Source organism: Haloarcula vallismortis ATCC 29715, assembly GCF_000337775.1.
Classification (GTDB): domain Archaea; phylum Halobacteriota; class Halobacteria; order Halobacteriales; family Haloarculaceae; genus Haloarcula; species Haloarcula vallismortis.
Window position 1 is genome coordinate 307,319 of sequence record NZ_AOLQ01000069.1, and the last position, 17,337, is coordinate 324,655.

The following is a 17,337-nucleotide window of genomic DNA, read 5'->3' on the forward strand; positions in this document are numbered from 1 at the left end:
TTAGACGATTGAGCTACTTCAAAAGAACGGGTTGCCGACTAGTTGTGTTCGGCCCGTACCGGGGCGCTTATTTTCGTGCCGGGGGAGGATTTGGGCAATGAGTCCTGAGTCGTCGTGTGGTCGCCGGGGTCTCGTCACTGTCGAGCGGGTCGTCGTCTGGGGACTCGCGGCGCTGGCTGTTGCCGGACTGGTCGCACTCGTCGCCGGGCCCGGCGCGGACTTGCGGACGGCGTCCCCATCGGTCACCATCGACGGCCAGTTCGACGCTGATGCGGGGGCGGTCACGCTCACCCACACCGGCGGGGACCGGCTCACAGACACTAACACGCGCGCGCTAAGACTCGTCGTCACCGACGCCGACCGGAACCGGTCGACCACGCTGACGTGGGCCGGGGCGGACCAGTTGCCCGTTGCGCCCGGCGATACAGTCGTTGTTGACGATCCACGCGTGGATTCCGACGGTGACGGGAACTATCTTGACGGCGATGTCTCAGTCGGTTTCTTCCTCGACAGCGGTGATACCGTTGCGGTTCGCTGGACCGGCCGCCCACTCGGTGCGCCGGGCGAGCGGACGACGACGCTTGGCACGGTAACGCTCGGTAACGAGACTGGCTGATTGATACGTCTCACAGTGAGTCGGCCGGGCAGCGCCTCCGGCCATCGGTGGCGATGCTTCTGTCCTACGAGTAGTCACGAACGGACGGGCTGGGTGCGGACATACACGTCCCCGGCCCCGGTCACAGTCACCGCGTACCGCCCCAGCTGAAACGAGAGCGAGACGGCACTGTCCGGGCCTGATGAATGGCTGAATAGTTCGTCAAGCGCGTCTGGATCGAGTGTTTCGATGAGTGGGGATAGCTCTGTGGCCTCCCGGTCAGCCGCGGTTGCAACCATCTGTACCACCGCTACTGACGGTGAGACGACGTCCCAGTCGAACTCCGCGTGGAGAGTGTCCGGGTCGTCGGATGTCCGGTCGGGCCGCCTATCGGACCCACTCATTACTAGAAATATATCCATCTATCATCTTAATTCTACTGTCAATTTATTAGTTGGAAATATGATGTACAAAACGGCTAGCCGATATCGAATAAATAACGGCGACGTGTCTGTGACTACGCAATGCCAGTTCCGGCTTATAACCGTGGACTGATACGATAGCTATCCGATGAACGTGATTTTTCAGGTACACCGTTTCTGCCGAACGGTGAAGTCACGGTCGAAATACGGGCAGCGAAATGACTGCTGTGGGTGATCTGCCAGCGACCCGCTTCGGCAGCATCACGCTCTGAACGCGTCGCTCTGGGTCTGTCGGACCGGCATCTTGAAAGTAGCACGCAGCAGATGTGGTTGGGACACATAGAGTGCTGCGTGCCACTTACTCATACTCAGCACCCATGTATAACAGTTGTGTGATTAATTGAGTAAAACAAAAATGTATTGCCGAAACAATATAGCCATAAGTCGACGATTACAGCGGCTAGAAGCTTGTTCCGTCACAACACGCTATGGACCGTCTGTCGGCCAACGATCACCGAGACAAGAGCCAGCAGTGTTACAGTAACAACGTCTTTTACCTGTGAGTGTCATCTCTCTATATCCTCGGATTTGACCGAGATGAAGGTTGGGACACATGACATCTGATGCAACACACGAAGAGGCGGTCAGTTTACTGCAGGAGCTGGGATTGAAAGAGTATGAGGCAAAATGTTTTGTCGGACTTTCTCGGATGACCAGCGGTACAGCAAAGGGGCTGAGCGAGGTGACGGAGGTTCCGAGGACCCGCGTCTACGATGCCGTCCGGATCCTCGAAGCGAAGGGGCTGGTCGAGGTACAACACTCGAGCCCACAGCAGTTCCGGGCTGTCCCGCTCTCTGAGGCCACCGAAACGCTTCGCACTCAGTACGAGGACCGCGTCGAGCGCCTCCAGTCTACACTGCGCGAGATGGGGAGCATCGAGTCGGAAGACGAAGAGGCCGAGCTACAGGAAGTCTGGTCGCTTTCCGGGTCCGATGCCATCGAGAACCGGGCTGCGGCGATCATCGAGGACGCGACCGACGAAGTAGTGCTCGTCATCGGCACTGAAGCGGTCCTCTCAGAGTCGCTGATCGAGGAACTCAATTCGCTCGACCCGGACATCGAACTCATCGTCGGGAGCGGGTCCGCCTCGATTCGTGACCGCGTGGAACAGCAAATCCCACGCGCCACCGCGTTTCTGTCGGAGCTGGGGTGGCTCCACGGTGAACTGACTCCTGCGGAGGACGCTGCTGTCGGACGACTCCTGCTCGTCGACCGGTCGACGCTGCTCGTCAGCTCAATCGACCCGCAGACCAGCGACGAACAGGCCATCTTCGCGACCGGACTCAGAAACGGACTCATCGTTATCGCACGACGGCTTCTCTCTCAGGGCGTCATGGAAATGACACCGCTAGAACAGGATTAGCGAGCAACGCGGCTCGGAATTCTCACCGGTTCTCTCACTCGGTGTACCGCTCGGCGAGGAACGCAAGTAGCGGCCGGATCCGCTCGTACTCCGAACCGCGTGTTACCCAGTGAGTCTCCCGATCCCATTCGATGAGCCCCATCTGCCAGTTTCGGGAGCTGGCAGTGATAGAGGTCCGCCGGGATCGGCGGCTCTCCAACTGGCGTCCGCTCGTCATCGAACGCCGAAACGGATGGCCGCCACCGCTCTACGTCACGTAACGCGAATAGTATCCGGCGGCGGTCTTCATGTCGCACCGCGTTGAGTTGAGTACGCAGACGCTGTGGCTGCATCTGGTTCTGGTTGTTCATTGTACGGGTGTATGTCTGACTACCTGATAGGTATGCACTATTTTAACCACTCTAACAGTTTTGATTATCAGAGTGACTAATCCGGAGCTACGCCCACAGATGGCCCGAATATCGGTGTGAAACGGTGGACCTACGGTGGCGGCACTACCCGTTACTGCCACCGCAGAGTGATAGTATTCTGCCACTGAATCTCATCGGTAACTCTTCTAACCCAGTCCAACTGCTTCACAAATCCGATAGTACCCCGTAGACGTGTTCACTCGGTTTCAGTACTCCGAGCGAATAAGAAATTAGCGCCCACTCGCTTTTTTCACGCCGTTAGACCACGTCTGACGGGCTGATAGAGACGCCCTATTCTTCGTCGTCTTCGTCGACGTCTTCGAAGTCAGCGTCGACGTACTCCTCTCCCTGCTCGGCCGCGCCGCCTGCTGCGCCGCCGGGACCGGCAGCCCCGCCGGGGCCGGCTGCGCCACCCGGACCAGCGCCCGCAGCGCCGCCGGCGGCCTGCTGGGCCTGCTCCTGATACATCTGCTTGCCGATCTCCTGTAGCTCCTCACTCAGGGTCTCGGTAACCGCCTCGTAGTCTTCCTTCGTGGCGTCCTCGTCTTCGAGGACTTCCTCGACGTCCTCGATCTTGGCCTCGATATCGGACCGGAGGTCGTCGTCGATCTCCTCCTCGTTCTCGTCGAGAAGCGTCTCGGCACGGCGGACGGACGCCTCGGCCTCGTTACGGGCTTCGATGCGCTCGCGGCGCTGCTCGTCCTCCTCGGCGTGCTGTTCGGCCTCCTGCTGCATCTCTTCGATCTGCTCGTCGGAGAGGCCAGCACCGCCTTCGATGGTGATGTCCTCCTTGTTGCCCGACCCCTTGTCCTCGGCTTCGACGTTGACGATGCCGTTCTCGTCGATGTTGAACGACACTTCAATCTGAGGCGTGCCCGCGGGGGCCGGCGGGATGCCCGAGAGCGCGAACGCGCCGAGCAGTTCGTTCTCCTCGGCGATCTCGCGTTCGCCCTGGAAGACGCGGATCTGGACCTGCGTCTGGTTGTCCTGTGCAGTCGTGAAGATCTTCGACTCCTCGGTCGGGATGGTGGTGTTCTTGTCGATGAGGCGCTCGAACAGGCCACCTTTGACTTCGACACCGAGGGACAGCGGTGTCACGTCGAGCAGAACGATGTCATCCACATCGCCCGAGAGGACACCGGCCTGGATGGCCGCGCCCAGCGCGACAGCCTCATCGGGGTTGACGTTCTTCTTCGGCTCCTGGCCGGTCATCTCCTCGACCTGGTCCTGCACCTGTGGCATCCGCGTCGAGCCACCGACGAGAATGACCTCGTCGATGTCGCTCTTGGTGTAGTCGGCGTCAGCAAGTGCCTGCTCCGTCGGACCGACGGTGCGCTCGATGAGATCCTCGGTCAGGGACTCGAACTTCGCACGCGTGATCTTCTGTTCGAGGTCCAGCGGCCCGTCGTCCGTGGTCGCGATGAACGGGAGGTTGATGCGGGTCTCCTTACGCGAGGAGAGTTCGATCTTGGCTTCCTCGGCGGCCTCGGTCAGCCGCTGGAGGGCCTGCCGGTCGTCACGGAGATCGATACCGTGTTCGGCCTCGAACTCGTCGGCGAGGTAGTCGATGATAGCGTGGTCCCAGTCGTCGCCACCGAGGTCGTTGTCCCCGTTGGTCGCGACGACTTCGTAGACGCCCCCGCCCAGGTCGAGGATGGACACGTCGAAGGTTCCGCCCCCGAGGTCGTACACGAGGACGGTCTGGTCTGACTCGTCGTCGAGGCCGTAGGCCATCGCGGCCGCCGTCGGCTCGTTGACGATACGCTCGACCTCGAAGCCGGCGATTTCGCCGGCGTCCTTGGTCGCCTGACGCTGTCGGTCGTTGAAGTACGCTGGAACGGTAATGACAGCCTTCTCGATTTCGTCGCCGAGATACTCTTCGGCGTCGTGTTTGATCTTCTGGAGAATCATCGCCGAGACCTGCTCCGGCGTGTACTCCTCCCCGTCCAGTTCGACCGTGTAATCGTCTTCGCCCATGTGGCGCTTGATCGACTGGATCGTCTCGTCGGGGTTCTTTACCGCCTGGTTCTTCGCCGGTTTCCCAACGAGCCGCTCGCCGTCGTCGAATGCGACGACGGACGGTGTTGTCCGCTCGCCTTCGCCGTTGACAATGATTTCAGGGTCGCCACCTTCCATGACCGCGAACGCGCTGTTCGTGGTCCCAAGGTCGATACCCAGAATCTTGTTGCTCGCCATCTTACCCGCTCATAGCGGATTGGGCCGGTTAAAAGTTGCTAGATGCACTGATTGGAAAAACGGACAAAGGGCCTTCCTCCGGGCGGTTTTATACTCGATAGTCTCCTCTGACCGGTGATTATTTAATGTACCGCTATACGACCGCTATACCGTCGATATCGCCCGCTACTCCTCGCTCTCGCTGACCGTGACCTGTGCTTCGCGCAACACTTTGTCGGCCATCTCGTAGCCCGGCCGGTGCACATCAGCGATTGCCCCGTCCGGCTGGTCGCTGTCGACGCGGGCAAGCACCTGATGCTGTGTCGGGTCGACGTCTCCGCCGGGCTCGGGGTCGATAACCTCGACATTCTCGGCATCGAGCACGTCGTCAAGCTGGCGGAGCGTGGATTCGACCCCGCCTCTGATATCGCTGTCCTCGTCCTGTTCGAGCGCGCGCTCCAGATTGTCCCGAACGTCGAGCAGGCGCGTTACGAGGTCTTCGGTGGCACGCTTCTGTTCCTGCTCCCGCCGCTTGTCCATCCGCTTCTTGTAGTTCTGGAACTCTGCTTGCTTGCGTTTGAGCTTCTCTTCCAGTTCCGCTATCTCGCCGTCCTGTTGCTCGACCTGCGATTCGAGGCTGTCCACGCGCGCTCGCAGTGCAGAGAGCTCCCGAGCGATGTCTTCGGCATCCGACTCGGCGACCCGGTCGACCAGATCGTCGTCGACATCGAACTCGCCCAGGTCAACCTCGTCTGCGTTGATGTCTTCGGGGACATCCTCAAGATCCGCGTCGACATCGCCGTCCGCTTGCGCCTCGCTCGCGGTCGACTCCTCCGTCGCGGCCGTGTCGTCGGCTGCGTCCTGCTCGGTCATACCCGATAGAAGTCGTCACGTGGATAAAAGGATTCAGAAACGGGCTGGCGGTGACGCTGCCCACCGACGCCGGCGTCACAGGAGGAAGCTAACGACCATCAGAACGAGGAACACGACAACCAGTATCTTTGCGATTCGCATGCTAAGCCCCGCGATACCACCCAGGCCAGCGAGCCCGGCGACGACGGCGAGGACGAGAAACAGCAGCGCCAGTTCGAGGAACCCGCCACCGGCTTGGAGCGGAACCGCGGTCAGTAGGTGCGTCATGACAGTGTACAACGCCGTCTCCTCGGTTTATTATACAGCCACTAATCAGGGGCCGACAGCGAACGCGTCGGGGTCGTACTGGAACCTCACGCGGTAGGTCTCCCACTCGCCAAGTTCTTCGAGCCGGTACTTGCTGAAGGTGGGGTTCCGTACCAGCTCCAGTTCCGCAAGCCGCTCCTGAACTGGGTCGAAGAGGGTCTCCCAGTCGAGTTCTCGGAGCGATTCATCGGGGGTTTCATCGCTCTCGGTGAACGTCAGGCCGTCATCGCTTCGTTCGATTGTCCCGTACTGATATCGGCTCCACACGGTGTACTCCCCGAACGGAACAGTTTCAGTCGGCGGCGGTGGTCGGCGGTACTGCGCCTGAAACCGCTGGTGTGTCTCGCCGCCACCCCACAGCACCCCGCGGGTAAGGAGCTTTATCCGTCGGTCGGTGTCCACGCCGCTGTTGTAAATGACACGGGCGTGGTCGTACTCACTGGACTGGAACTGGTCAGCGACGCCGTCGTCGTGGTGGATGTCGACCTCGTGCTGATACGGCAACGGCGTCCGGAGGGCGCGTTCGAGCACCGAGACCGTCTCAGCGCCCCGGCGCAGGTCGTCGTACGGCCCTGTCCCACGCCACTGCGCTGGGTCAGCCTCGTCGGGGTCGACCCATCGGTCCATGCTCGCAGTATGTTGCAGACGTTGTTAGTTTTTCCTGCGACGTGTGTGCATGCTCGACCCGGGACGACTGACGCTGACACCAGAACGACGAGTTATACCAGCACGCGATTGATTTCGACAACAAGGCCGTCATCGGCGTCCGGGTCGCCGACGAGCGTCCCCAGACAGACCGCAGCGCCGTCCGGTGTGACACAGACCACTTGCGAACCCTGTTCGGGTGTCGCGTCGCCCGTCTCGGCCGGCCCGGCCCCGATGACGCCCGGCGCGTACACCGGTGCGCCCTCGGCGACTTCGCGGGCCGCACTCGGGGCAATCCTGACCCGCGGCAGGTGGACCAGCGCGCGCTCGGCCGGCTGGATGATCTCGCGCAGTTGTGATTCGTCCCCCTCGTCGGCGAACGCGAGCGCATCCACGAGGTCGTGCATCGTCGACAGCGACGCGTCGTCGAAGGTACCGGTCGCCGTCCGTCGGAGGTCACCCATGTGCGCGCCGGTCCCCGCCGCCAATCCGATATCGTGACACAGCTTCCGGATGTACGTGCCCGACGCGCACTGTACTCGCAGGAGCAATCGACGCTCGCCCTGTTCGAGGATGTCCAGCGAGTGAATCCGCCGCGCGCGTAGCTGGCGCTTCACCGCACTCTTTCGGGGCGGCTTCTGGTAGACCTCGGTCTCGAACTCGGCGACGATATCCGCGATATCGGCCGGGGCCTGATCATGGAGTTCCAGCACGGTGACGTACTCCTTGACGGCGTCGTCGAACACCTGTGCCATCCGGGCGGCGTCGCCGAGCAACACGGGCAGACAGCCGGTCACCTTCGGGTCAAGCGTCCCGCCGTGGGCGACCCGGTCCTGTCCGGTGGCGTCCCGAATCCAGGCCGCGACCTGATGGGCCGACGGGCCCGGCGGCTTATCGAGGTTGACGACGCCGAAAGAGCGAAGCGAATCCGGGGCCCGTTCGTTGGGCGGGGCACGAAGCGTCATCGGCTCAGAACTCGTACCGGATGTTCTCGACCGGCGCTTGCCCCTCGTCGCCGTCAGGGCTGTACGACTCGACGGCGTGTAACGTCACGCTCAGGACGCCCTGCGGGTCCCAGCGGGCGGTGTTGACCGACAGGTCGTAGATAGAGAGGTCGTCGAAGTTGATGTCGTAGTAGTCGCTGTAGCGCTGGGCCTCGCTCTCGCCGCGCTCCCGCGTCTCGGTTTTGGCCTGCTCGAAGGGCTTGTTCTCCCGCGTCGCGATGCGGTCGGCGCGCACATCTAGGGGCGCGGTCAGCCACAGTTTCATGTCGGCGTACTCGCCCGCCATCCAGCCGGCGAGACGGGATTCCAGCACGAGATCGTCGCGCTCGGCGGCGATGTCTCGGAGCCGGCGGTCGAGGTCGCGGTCTATCTGGTCGTCCTCCTCGGCGGCCTTGTTCAGCTCCAGCGGTGTCATCCCGCGTTCCTCAGCCAGCGAGCGGAAGATATCGCCGCCGCTGACGTGCTCGTAGTTCAGGGCGTCGGCCAGGCTCTTGGCAAGCGTACTCTTGCCGCTGCCGGCCGGGCCGGAGACGGTAATCAACATAGAGGTGTTCGGGAGGCCCCGATAGAAAGGGCTGTCTCTTCGCGCCTACCCAGTCGGCGTCGTCTCGACGTTGAGCGCCTTCCGGATGATCTGGGTGAAGGAGAGCGAACAGAGGAAGTACCAGACAATCCACGCCTGGACCGGGCCGGCGACGCTGTTGCTCCATGCCTCAACCTCACCGAAGATGGGGAGCGTAATCACCGGACTCGCGTCGACGCCGGCGCCAAAGACAATCCAGTAGAGCCAGAGGAACAGCGGGATGTTGACCAGCATGATCCACACCATCGGGCGGAACTGCTGTTTGAACATCCCCATCTGGTCGGTCATCAGCTCCATCTGTTCCTCTTCGAGGCGGTCCAGCGCCTCCTGGTCGTCGCGTTCTTTCGCGGCCTTGCGGCGCTCTTTCAGGTCCTCCATCTTCTCTTGGTGGTCACCCATCCCCGACATGTCCATGAGGTTGTCCTGCAGAATCGTCGAGGTGGTCCCGGTGATAATCGCAAGCACCAGGATAACGGCGTAGAACGGCAGCATGTCGTTGAGCGGCCCGAGGAAGATGTCGATGAAATCGCCCGCAATAACGTCGCGGACCGAGGTCATCGAGTAGCCGGCAAACAGGCCGAGCGTCGCGAGCCCGGCAAGCTTGTCCCACTTTGACCAGCCGCTGTCCTCGTCATCGTCACTCGGGGCGGCATCCGACTCTTCGAGCGCCTCACGAACGCCGTCGGGGTCGTCGATGACGAACCCCTCGCCATCGGCGTCGATGAGCAGGCCGGACTCGATGAGCCGGCCCCACTCGCCGCTCGTGAGGTCGTCGCTCACGTCACTCCAGGTGACGGTCCCGTTCTCTTCGGCCGCAGCGAGCACCGTCGAGAGCGCGTCAGTCATTGCCTCGCCGTCTTCGGCGAGTCGTTCTACCTTCGGCGCGGTACGTGCCATTGTGTGTGTTTGAGTTGCGACGGCATATCAACGTTTTACTCTGACTGTCTCGACGGTATCGGCCCCAAACGGTGGTTCCGTCGGGTTTCAGGCCGTCTGTGCGTCAACAGCGTCCTGAATCTCGCTCCAGACCTCGTCGGGCGTCTGCTCACCATCGACGGCGACGAAGCCATCGTGGTCCTCGTAGTGGTCGATGACTGGCGCGGTGTTGTCGTCGAACACGTCCAGTCGGTTGCGGACGGACTCCTCGTTGTCGTCGTCACGCTGGATGAGTTCGCCGCCGCATTCGTCACAGACACCGTCCTCTTCGGGCTGGTTGAACTCGACGTGGTAGTTCGTGCCACAGTCGTCACAGACGCGGCGGCCCGTGAGCCGGTCGACCAGCTCCTCGCGGGAGACGGAAAGCGAGAGGACCACGTCAAGGTCGGTCATCCCTTCCAGTTCCTCGGCCTGTTCGAGGTTGCGCGGATAGCCGTCGAGGACGAACCCGTCGGCCTGGGACAGCGCCTCGTCGACGATGGCGTTGACGACCGCGTCCGGCACGAGGTCACCCGCTTCCATGTACTCACGGGGCGTGTCGTATTCGGTGTCCATGTCGCTGATGTCCATGTCCTTGTTCGCCCGGAGCGCGTCACCGGTGGTGACGTGTTCGACGCCGTATTCCTCGGCGAGGTTGGCGCTCTGAGTTCCTTTGCCGGCTCCCGGCGGCCCGAGAATCAGGATTCGCGGATTCGACATAGGCAGGGTTTCTGAGGGGTCGGTTAAATGGTTGTCCAAATCCTGCCGTCGGGACGCACTGCCGCCACCCAAAGGTGTGTAGGCCTGCCGAGCATATCCGAGCGTAATGCTCGAACCCGGAGCGCCCGCGCCCGACATCAGCGCACAGAATCAGTTCGGCGAACCCGTCTCGCTCGACTTCGAGGAACCGACGGTCGTGTACTTCTATCCCGAAGATTTCACCGGCGGTTGCACCATCGAAGCGCGTGACTTTCAGGAACACCTCCCGCAGTTCCGCGAAGGCGGCATCGCCGTCTACGGCGTCTCGATGGACGATGTGGCGACCCACGAGGAGTTTGCAGAGGAAGAAGGCCTGCTGTACGACCTGCTGGCAGACCCTGACGGGACCGTGGCCGAAGCGTTCGGCCTAGACACGAGCGGCGGCCGGACGGCCCGCCGGACGTTCGTGCTGGCCGACGGCGAAGTGAAGTCCGTCTACGACCCGGATCTCTCGGACCCCGAGGGTCACGCCGAGGAAGTGCTGCGTGACGTTCGCAACGAGTACGTCCAGGGTGGATAGCTGGATCCGAGTAGACTGTCACGCCGCGATTCCGAGTGGATTGGCACGCCGCGACACACGACGGAAACAGCGGCGTCGGTACCCCGCTTAGAACACTTCCGCACCGCCGCCGATACGCGTCTGGTAGACGCGAGCGTCGACGCCGCGCTCGCCGAAGGCGTCGAGCATCGTACTCGCAATCTTTCGACGGTCTTTCTCAGCACACGCGGCGATGACGGTCGGGCCGGCCCCCGAGATGGTGACGCCGGTCGCACCGGCCGCCAGGGCAGCTTCACGAACCTGTTCGTAGCCGTCGATGAGTTTCGCACGGGCCGGTGTCACGACAGTGTCGTGCATCCCCCGGCCGACGAGTTCGGGGTCGTCGCGGTGCATCCCCGTCGTCAGCGCTGCGGCGTTTCCGACCGTCTCTACCATCTGGTCGACGCGGGCGGTCTCCGGGACGACGTTGCGCGCGTCCCGCGTCGAAACCACGATGTCAGGGAGACAGGCGACGAGGGGGATGTCGGCGTCGACCTGCGTGACGCCCTTGTCGGTCGCGATGGTGAACCCGCCCATGATCGAGGGGGCGACGTTGTCGTCGTGGGCGTCCCCGGAGACGACGGCCTCGCCCTTGGCTGCGATAGGGACCAGCTCCTCGCGAGAGTAGCCGCGGTCGTACAGTTCGTTCAGCCCGACGGCCGCTGCGGCGGCGCTGGCCGCGGAAGAACCAAGCCCCGATGCGGGGCGGACGCCCTTGTCTATCTGAATGCGTGCTGGTGCATCGAGCGCGTCAGCGACCGCGCCGACGGTGTTTTTCTCGGGGTCTTCTGGGATGTACTGGCTGCCAGCGCCGGTCATCTCGATGGTGACCCGGTCGGCTTTCTCCAGACGGACGACGTCGGCCGGACGCTCCAGTGCGACACCGAACACGTCGAAGCCGCTCCCGAGGTTCGCACTGGTAGCCGGCGCCCGGACTGTCAGCATGCCCGGGAATTTCAGCAGTGTAGGCAAAAAGGTAGCGAACCGACACTGTGGCCGTTTTGCAGTACTGAGAACGCGGCCCAAAGGCATAAGACAGCCAAACCTGACGTTGGAGTAGATACCGATATGGATGTCGGCATCGCAACGGTCGCCATCCTCGGGAACGCGGGTGGGGCGCTCATTGGCTTCGCAATCGCCGTTGTCGCCGCCCGAAACCAGGATGTCCCCGGCGCTCGCCAGTACGGCTGGCTCGCGGCCGCTGGGGGCTGCTGGTGTGCTATCTCGATATGGCAGATAGTCGTTTCGGACCCCGCCGCTGTCAAGACAGTGTACCTGCTGTCGCGAACCGCCGCTATGCAGGTCATCGGGCTCTGGATCGTCTTCGCGCTCGTCTACACTGGCCGCCAGTCGTGGCTTCGGCCATCGTTGCTCGGGCCGCTGTTTCTTGTGGTGAACGCGGACGTGCTCCTGCTGTTGACGGCTCAGGCACACGACCTCATCGAGGTGACAGCCGTCCCTGTCACTCAACTCGGAACGACGCTGATTACCATTCAGCGCGGCCAAACTTTCGGGATTCTTCTCGCTGTTACTTACGGGCTGTTACTGCTCGGATACGGACTCCTCGTTGAGTTTCTGTTCCGGTCACAGAACGTCTATCGGCGACAGACCGCGGCGATCATTGTCGGAACCGGTCTCCCGATACTCGTCGCTGTGCTGTATGATTTCGGCTACACACCCCATCCGGCTATCGACCTTACGCCGGTAGCGTTCTCGCTCAACGCGGTGCTCGTCGGGTGGGTGCTATTCAACGACGAGCCGCTGTCTGTGACGACGCTATCGGGTGATACCCTCGTCGACAACCTCCCCGACCCGGTCATCGCTCTCAACGACGACTGTGTTATCATCGATTACAACGCTGCGGCGGCCAGCGCGCTGGAGCATCCGGACCCAGACGGAGCGTCACTCGATGACCTTGTCCCGGGAATCATCGACCACATTGAGCGTGGCGAGGTGTTCTCGTTCGGGGATTCGCTCACGTACTACAACCCACAGACGACGAGCCTCACCGACCAGTTCGGAACAGAACGCGGTCGGCTCGTTGTTCTCAGAGACGTGACCGGCCAGCAGCGCCGGCAGGACCGACTCGAAGCGCTGCAGGCCGCAACACAGCAGTTCATCGAGGCCGAGACCGCCGAGGGAGTTGCTGAGATGGCCGTCGAGTTCGCGACAGCCGTCCTCGACCAGAACGCGGCGGGCGTGTTCCTCGAAGACGATTCCGTGCTTAAGCCGGCCGTCATCAGCGAGTCGCTCGAAAACAACGTCGATGAAGAACTGCTGTACGGTTCGCCGACGGACGAACCCGAAAGCAAACTCTGGAAGACGTACGAGACGGGTGAAATACAGGCCGTCTCACTGGATCGGGACGGACTCGAACCACTCGATAACGCCCTCATGCTGCCGCTTGGCTCCCACGGCGTGATGGCGATCACGTCACACGACAGCACCCTCGCCACGGAGGACAGGCGATACGCAGCAATTCTCGCACAGACGACACAGGTGGCCCTCGATCAGGTCGAACGCGAGCGCGAGCTCCGCCAGAGCCGTAGTTCTGTCCAACGACGCCGCGAGCAGATCGAGTTCTTCAACGGCGTCCTCAGACACTCGCTGCACAACGCGATGGTCGTCATCCGCGGCCGCGCAGAACACATCAGAGAAGCCGTACCGCGGTCGAAACAGCGGCATCTCGACAGCATCAGCGACTGGTGTGGGACACTCACAGAGATGAGCGAAACGATCCGGGATATCAACAACACGGTGACTGCGAGCGAAGCCGAGCGGTTGGACGCCGTCGACCTCAACGCCACACTCCGTCGCTCGATTGAGTCGACCCGGGCCGAGTACGATTCGGTCTCGGTCTCCTGTGAACTCGACGGGGACTACAGCGTGCAGGCGAACGAACTGCTCGAAGAGGTCCTGTTGAGTATCCTCCGGAACGCGGTCGAGCACAACGACGCCGACACCCCGCAGGTATCCATCTCGGTCCAGCAGGCGAGCGACTGGCTACAGGTCCGTATCGCCGACGACGGCCCCGGGATGAGCGATGAACTAAAGACGACAGTGTTCGAACGCGGCCTCTCGCCCGACCAGACTGCCGGCGGCTTCGGCCTCTACTTCGTTTCTGTCATGATGGAGCTGTACAGCGGAACGCTCTGGTTCGAAGACAATCACCCGACTGGGACGGTCGCTGTCCTCGAATTCCAGCAGGCGGTGACAGGCAACGAGGCCGAAGACGACCGGCCTGCTGACACCGGGACGGCGGCGACCGAAACGCAAACTAAATCCCACAACCGCTGATAGGTCGATGCATGATTGGCGTCGTCGGTGGCGGTATCGCCGGCCTCTCGGCAGCGTACCGGCTCCAGCAACGCGGCCACGAGGTCCGTGTCTTCGAGGCGAGCGAGGACCTCGGCGGCCTGGCAGCGACCTACGAGACGGCTGGTGACCCCATCGAGAAGTTCTATCATCACCTCTCGAAATCAGAGGAGACTATCGTCGACCTCGCCGAGGAACTGGGCCTCGGTGACGCCGTCGAGTGGCATATCGGAGAGAACGCCTACTACGTCGACGGCGTCGTCCACCCCATGGACAAGCCCTGGGAAATCCTCTCGTACCCGCATCTCTCGCTGTACGATACGTTCCGGCTGGGGATGCTCGTCCTCGATATCGACGTTCGCGGCGGCGTCCCAAAGTTCGACACCTACGAACGCCTGGAGGACTTCGAGGACGTTCCCATCGAGGAGTTCGTCGTCGAACACACCACGCGAGGCGTCTACGAGAACTTCTTCGAGCCGCTGCTCGATGCGAAGTTCGGCGACCGGAAAGACGACGTGAGCGCCGCGTGGCTGCTCGGTCGAGTCAAGTTCCGCGGCGAACGAGACATCTTGAACGGCGAGATTCTGGGCTACTTTGATGGCGGATTCGGCCGGTTGCTCGACGCGCTGGTCGACGCCGTTGGCCGAGATAATATTTCGACGGGCACGCGCGTCTCTGACATCGATACGAGCGGCGGGGCAGTCTCGTCGCTGACAGCCACGAACGGGACCGAGACGACGGTCCACGAGGTCGACAGCGTCGTCGTCGCGACGATGCCGAACGTCTTAGAGGGGCTGACCGGCTACACCTGCGACATCGATTTCCAGGGAACGGTGTGTTCGGTCATCAGTATGGACAAGCCGCTGCTGGATACCTACTGGCTGAACATCGCCGACGAGGCCCCCTTCGGCGCGCTCATCGAACACACGAACTTCGTTTCTCCCGAGCGGTACGGCGGTGAGCACCTGTTGTACGTCGCCCGCTACATCCAGGACGAGTCCGAAGCCGTCTGGCAACAGAGCGACGACGAAGTCGCCGAGACGTGGCTGGACGGCATCGAATCGCTCTTCCCCGCGTTCGACCGCGACGCCGTCAACTGGATCCGCACGGGCCGAAACCCCCGGACAGCACCGGTCTACGAGCGCGGCTATCTCGACATGGTCATCCCCTACGACCTCGGCGACGCCGTCGCGGACGGGCTCTACTACGCCGGGATGGCCTCGCGTGCACAGTACCCCGAGCGCTCACTCAACGGCGGCATCGTCGCGGGCTTTGAGTGTGCCGACCGGATCGCACGCGGACCGACAGCGGTGACGGACGACGATTCGCCGCTTTCGGAAGCCCAGCGCTGAGCGCGTCCTGCCGAAGAAACCCTGCAATCGCCGCTCCGCTCAGTCGCCCGCCGCGCTTTCTACGTCGTCCTCATCGACGACCGGCGCGTCGGTCGGGCTCACGTCGTCCGGTTCCTCGCGGCCGCCGCCGACGATCATCTCGCCGTCCTCTGTTTCGACGTAGACATCGTCTGCGAAGCCACCGACGGCGTGGGGGTGCTCCGGTTCGTCCAGCCGCTCCGGCGTCGACGGCGCGCCGGCAATGCCGCCGGCCGGGCGGAAGGTTCCGAGGGGGTCGTCGATAGTGATGTCGTGGGCGTCGAAGAACTCCGCGTACCGCTCGTAGTGGGCTTCGAGTTCGTCGGCTGGGAACTCCATCATCTCCGTCCAGCCGTGGTTGTAGAAGTCGAAGTTGGCCTGAATATGGGTGATCTCTCGCGCTTCGGCTTCCGAGTAATCGGCTTTGAGCGCGGCCACGTAGGTGTCCATCGTGGCGTCGAAGAAGCCATCGAGGTGGTCACGGCGCTCCTCCCGGTGGGCCTCGTCGGCCTTCCCGAGGAAGATTTTGGTGTGGAGTTTCACCAGCCCGTAGTTGGCCACCGACCGGATACCGGGCGTGGTCAGCGCCTTCTTGCTCGCCCAGTGGCGCGGGTTCTGGTAGATTTTCATTTCATTCCCGGATACGGGCCCGAGCGCCTTCAAATCCCCGACTATCGGTGTGTTCAGTGCGCTATCGAAACCGATACTCAGATAGCAATCCACATTAGGCCTGATTTCGTATCGGCCGTACATGAGCACGTCGCACGTAATCATCGGTGACGGCATCGCGGGTGCGTCCGCAGCCGAAACAATCCGGGAAGCGGACCCGGACGCGTCGGTCACAGTCCTGACCGACGAGGGGGAGGCACTGTATAACCGGATCCTCATCAAGGAGTTCGCCAAGGGGAAACTGCCCGAAGCGCCGATCTCGATCCACGAGCCGGAGTGGTACGACGAGCGTGACATCGACCTGCAGCTGAACACCCATGTGACGGACATCGACCCCGACGCCCACGAGATCCAGACTCACGAGGGCGATACCTACGAGTACGACAAGCTGCTGGTGGCGACGGGCGGGACCCCGGCACAGCTTCCGGTCGAAAACAGCGACGCCGACGGCATCCACCACTTCTGGACGTTCCAGGACGCGCGTGGCATCCGCGAGCACGCCGACGAGGCCGACCAGGGCATCATCGTCGGGGCGGGACTGCTCGGTATCGACCTCGCCGCCGTGTGTGCCGCACAGGAAATCGATGCGAAGTACCTGATGCGTGGCAACCGCTGGTGGCGCTACGCGCTCTCGGAGGACGGCGCGGAGATCATCCACGAAGCCCTCGAAGAAAACGGCGTCGAGCCGGTGTTCGAATCCGGCGTCGACCACTTCGAAGTCGACGACGACGGCCGGGTCACGGGCGCGGTCGATCCCGACGGCAACCACTACGACGGCGAGTGGGCCGGCGTCGCTATCGGTCTGGACTTCAACACCGAGTTCGTCAACGGGACCGGACTCGAACTCGACGACGGCGTCGTCGTCGACGAGTACATGCAGACCAACGTCGAGGACATCTACGCTGCGGGTGACCTCACCCAGTTCTACGACACCATCCTCGACTCCCAGGCACAAAACGGCGCGTGGGGTTCAGCCAAGGAGCAGGGGTCGGTCGCCGGGACGAACATGGTCGCGGACGCGGAGGAGAAAGAGTTCCGCTGGGTCTCCTCGTACTCCATCACGCACTTTGACTTCCCGTTCCTCTCGTTCGGGCACCCGACTCGCGGCGACGACGAGGCCGAACGGAAGTACTCCGATAGCGAGTGGCGACGCCTCGCCTTCGAGGACGGCCAGCTCGTCGGCGGCGTGCTGATCGGCGACCTCTCACAGCAGTCGGCGTTCAAACAGCTCATCCGCGAGGAGCGCCAGGTCGCCGACAAGAAGGAACTGCTACTGGAGAAGGACGTGGACCTCGAAGAAGTGAAGGCACAGACGCCCGCGCCGGCCGAATAAGG

At 62.5% G+C, this 17,337-nt stretch carries 17 protein-coding genes; 6 read left to right on the forward strand and 11 right to left on the reverse strand.

The genetic code is table 11. The features are described 5' to 3' along the window. Nucleotides 1-97 precede the first annotated feature (97 nt). Nucleotides 98-616 (forward strand): hypothetical protein, encoded by a 519-nt coding sequence (locus tag C437_RS18565; protein WP_004518549.1) that lies wholly within the window; start codon nt 98-100, stop codon nt 614-616. A gap of 74 nt (nt 617-690) precedes the next feature. Here the strand turns inward: C437_RS18565 and C437_RS18570 are convergent, their stop codons facing one another. Further along, nucleotides 691-999 (reverse strand): HalOD1 output domain-containing protein, encoded by a 309-nt coding sequence (locus tag C437_RS18570; RefSeq protein ID WP_004518550.1) that lies wholly within the window; start codon nt 997-999, stop codon nt 691-693. 631 nt (nt 1,000-1,630) lie between these two features. Here C437_RS18570 and C437_RS18575 point away from each other — a divergent pair. Beyond that, complete coding sequence (locus C437_RS18575; protein WP_049919890.1) at nt 1,631-2,440, forward strand: TrmB family transcriptional regulator; 810 nt, start codon at nt 1,631-1,633, stop codon at nt 2,438-2,440. A gap of 701 nt (nt 2,441-3,141) precedes the next feature. Here the strand turns inward: C437_RS18575 and dnaK are convergent. From dnaK to C437_RS18620, 8 genes are all read right to left on the reverse strand, one after another. Next, nucleotides 3,142-5,046, reverse strand: a complete 1,905-nt coding sequence (gene dnaK / locus C437_RS18585; RefSeq protein WP_004518553.1) for a molecular chaperone DnaK — start codon at nt 5,044-5,046, stop codon at nt 3,142-3,144. A 165-nt stretch (nt 5,047-5,211) separates the two neighbouring features. After that, a complete protein-coding gene (gene grpE / locus C437_RS18590; RefSeq protein WP_004518554.1) occupies nt 5,212-5,898 on the reverse strand; it encodes a nucleotide exchange factor GrpE in 687 nt (228 codons plus the stop codon). A gap of 75 nt (nt 5,899-5,973) precedes the next feature. Further along, complete coding sequence (locus C437_RS18595; RefSeq protein ID WP_004518555.1) at nt 5,974-6,165, reverse strand: DUF1328 family protein; 192 nt, start codon at nt 6,163-6,165, stop codon at nt 5,974-5,976. A 45-nt stretch (nt 6,166-6,210) separates the two neighbouring features. Further along, nucleotides 6,211-6,831 (reverse strand): hypothetical protein, encoded by a 621-nt coding sequence (locus tag C437_RS18600; protein WP_004518556.1) that lies wholly within the window; start codon nt 6,829-6,831, stop codon nt 6,211-6,213. A gap of 92 nt (nt 6,832-6,923) precedes the next feature. Then, the gene (locus C437_RS18605; protein ID WP_004518557.1) at nt 6,924-7,814 is read right to left on the reverse strand and encodes an RNA-guided pseudouridylation complex pseudouridine synthase subunit Cbf5; all 891 of its coding nucleotides are present in this window, start codon (nt 7,812-7,814) and stop codon (nt 6,924-6,926) included. Nucleotides 7,815-7,818: 4 nt separating this feature from the next. After that, nucleotides 7,819-8,397, reverse strand: a complete 579-nt coding sequence (gene cmk, locus C437_RS18610; RefSeq protein ID WP_004518558.1) for a (d)CMP kinase — start codon at nt 8,395-8,397, stop codon at nt 7,819-7,821. Nucleotides 8,398-8,442: 45 nt separating this feature from the next. Further along, nucleotides 8,443-9,333, reverse strand: a complete 891-nt coding sequence (locus C437_RS18615; RefSeq protein WP_004518559.1) for a DUF106 domain-containing protein — start codon at nt 9,331-9,333, stop codon at nt 8,443-8,445. 87 nt (nt 9,334-9,420) lie between these two features. Continuing rightward, on the reverse strand, nt 9,421-10,071 hold the full coding sequence (locus tag C437_RS18620) for an adenylate kinase (RefSeq protein ID WP_004518560.1): 651 nt from the start codon (nt 10,069-10,071) through the stop codon (nt 9,421-9,423). Nucleotides 10,072-10,177: 106 nt separating this feature from the next. Between C437_RS18620 and C437_RS18625 the strand changes: the two genes are divergently transcribed. Next, complete coding sequence (locus C437_RS18625; protein WP_004518561.1) at nt 10,178-10,630, forward strand: peroxiredoxin; 453 nt, start codon at nt 10,178-10,180, stop codon at nt 10,628-10,630. An 87-nt stretch (nt 10,631-10,717) separates the two neighbouring features. On the opposite strand, the gene C437_RS18630 is transcribed toward C437_RS18625, so the two are convergent. Further along, complete coding sequence (locus C437_RS18630) at nt 10,718-11,593, reverse strand: homoserine kinase (RefSeq protein ID WP_004518562.1); 876 nt, start codon at nt 11,591-11,593, stop codon at nt 10,718-10,720. Nucleotides 11,594-11,716: 123 nt separating this feature from the next. Between C437_RS18630 and C437_RS18635 the strand changes: the two genes are divergently transcribed. Both C437_RS18635 and C437_RS18640 read left to right on the forward strand, forming a co-directional pair. Continuing rightward, nucleotides 11,717-13,945 (forward strand): sensor histidine kinase, encoded by a 2,229-nt coding sequence (locus C437_RS18635; protein ID WP_004518563.1) that lies wholly within the window; start codon nt 11,717-11,719, stop codon nt 13,943-13,945. An 11-nt stretch (nt 13,946-13,956) separates the two neighbouring features. Then, nucleotides 13,957-15,315 carry an NAD(P)/FAD-dependent oxidoreductase gene (locus C437_RS18640; RefSeq protein ID WP_004518564.1) on the forward strand — a complete coding sequence of 453 codons (1,359 nt, stop codon included), beginning with the start codon at nt 13,957-13,959 and terminating at the stop codon, nt 15,313-15,315. Nucleotides 15,316-15,354: 39 nt separating this feature from the next. Here C437_RS18640 and C437_RS18645 read toward each other — a convergent pair whose 3' ends face one another. Next, nucleotides 15,355-15,963: a DUF6149 family protein gene (locus tag C437_RS18645; RefSeq protein WP_004518565.1), complete on the reverse strand. Its 609-nt coding sequence runs from the start codon at nt 15,961-15,963 to the stop codon at nt 15,355-15,357. Nucleotides 15,964-16,084: 121 nt separating this feature from the next. On the opposite strand from C437_RS18645, the gene C437_RS18650 reads away from it, so the two are divergent. Next, nucleotides 16,085-17,335 (forward strand): NAD(P)/FAD-dependent oxidoreductase, encoded by a 1,251-nt coding sequence (locus C437_RS18650; protein WP_004518566.1) that lies wholly within the window; start codon nt 16,085-16,087, stop codon nt 17,333-17,335. The last annotated feature ends 2 nt before the right edge of the window (nt 17,336-17,337 follow it).

Coding starts and splice junctions, on each gene's coding strand:
- C437_RS18620 (WP_004518560.1), bottom strand. CDS start 10,071: ATGTCGAATCCGCGAATCCTGATTCTCGGGCCGCCGGGAGCCGGCAAA.
- C437_RS18645 (WP_004518565.1), bottom strand. CDS start 15,963: ATGAAAATCTACCAGAACCCGCGCCACTGGGCGAGCAAGAAGGCGCTG.
- C437_RS18640 (WP_004518564.1), top strand. CDS start 13,957: ATGATTGGCGTCGTCGGTGGCGGTATCGCCGGCCTCTCGGCAGCGTAC.
- C437_RS18650 (WP_004518566.1), top strand. CDS start 16,085: ATGAGCACGTCGCACGTAATCATCGGTGACGGCATCGCGGGTGCGTCC.
- dnaK (WP_004518553.1), bottom strand. CDS start 5,046: ATGGCGAGCAACAAGATTCTGGGTATCGACCTTGGGACCACGAACAGC.
- C437_RS18575 (WP_049919890.1), top strand. CDS start 1,631: ATGACATCTGATGCAACACACGAAGAGGCGGTCAGTTTACTGCAGGAG.
- C437_RS18615 (WP_004518559.1), bottom strand. CDS start 9,333: ATGGCACGTACCGCGCCGAAGGTAGAACGACTCGCCGAAGACGGCGAG.
- C437_RS18565 (WP_004518549.1), top strand. CDS start 98: ATGAGTCCTGAGTCGTCGTGTGGTCGCCGGGGTCTCGTCACTGTCGAG.
- C437_RS18635 (WP_004518563.1), top strand. CDS start 11,717: ATGGATGTCGGCATCGCAACGGTCGCCATCCTCGGGAACGCGGGTGGG.
- grpE (WP_004518554.1), bottom strand. CDS start 5,898: ATGACCGAGCAGGACGCAGCCGACGACACGGCCGCGACGGAGGAGTCG.
- cmk (WP_004518558.1), bottom strand. CDS start 8,397: ATGTTGATTACCGTCTCCGGCCCGGCCGGCAGCGGCAAGAGTACGCTT.
- C437_RS18630 (WP_004518562.1), bottom strand. CDS start 11,593: ATGCTGACAGTCCGGGCGCCGGCTACCAGTGCGAACCTCGGGAGCGGC.
- C437_RS18595 (WP_004518555.1), bottom strand. CDS start 6,165: ATGACGCACCTACTGACCGCGGTTCCGCTCCAAGCCGGTGGCGGGTTC.
- C437_RS18605 (WP_004518557.1), bottom strand. CDS start 7,814: ATGACGCTTCGTGCCCCGCCCAACGAACGGGCCCCGGATTCGCTTCGC.
- C437_RS18625 (WP_004518561.1), top strand. CDS start 10,178: ATGCTCGAACCCGGAGCGCCCGCGCCCGACATCAGCGCACAGAATCAG.
- C437_RS18570 (WP_004518550.1), bottom strand. CDS start 999: ATGAGTGGGTCCGATAGGCGGCCCGACCGGACATCCGACGACCCGGAC.
- C437_RS18600 (WP_004518556.1), bottom strand. CDS start 6,831: ATGGACCGATGGGTCGACCCCGACGAGGCTGACCCAGCGCAGTGGCGT.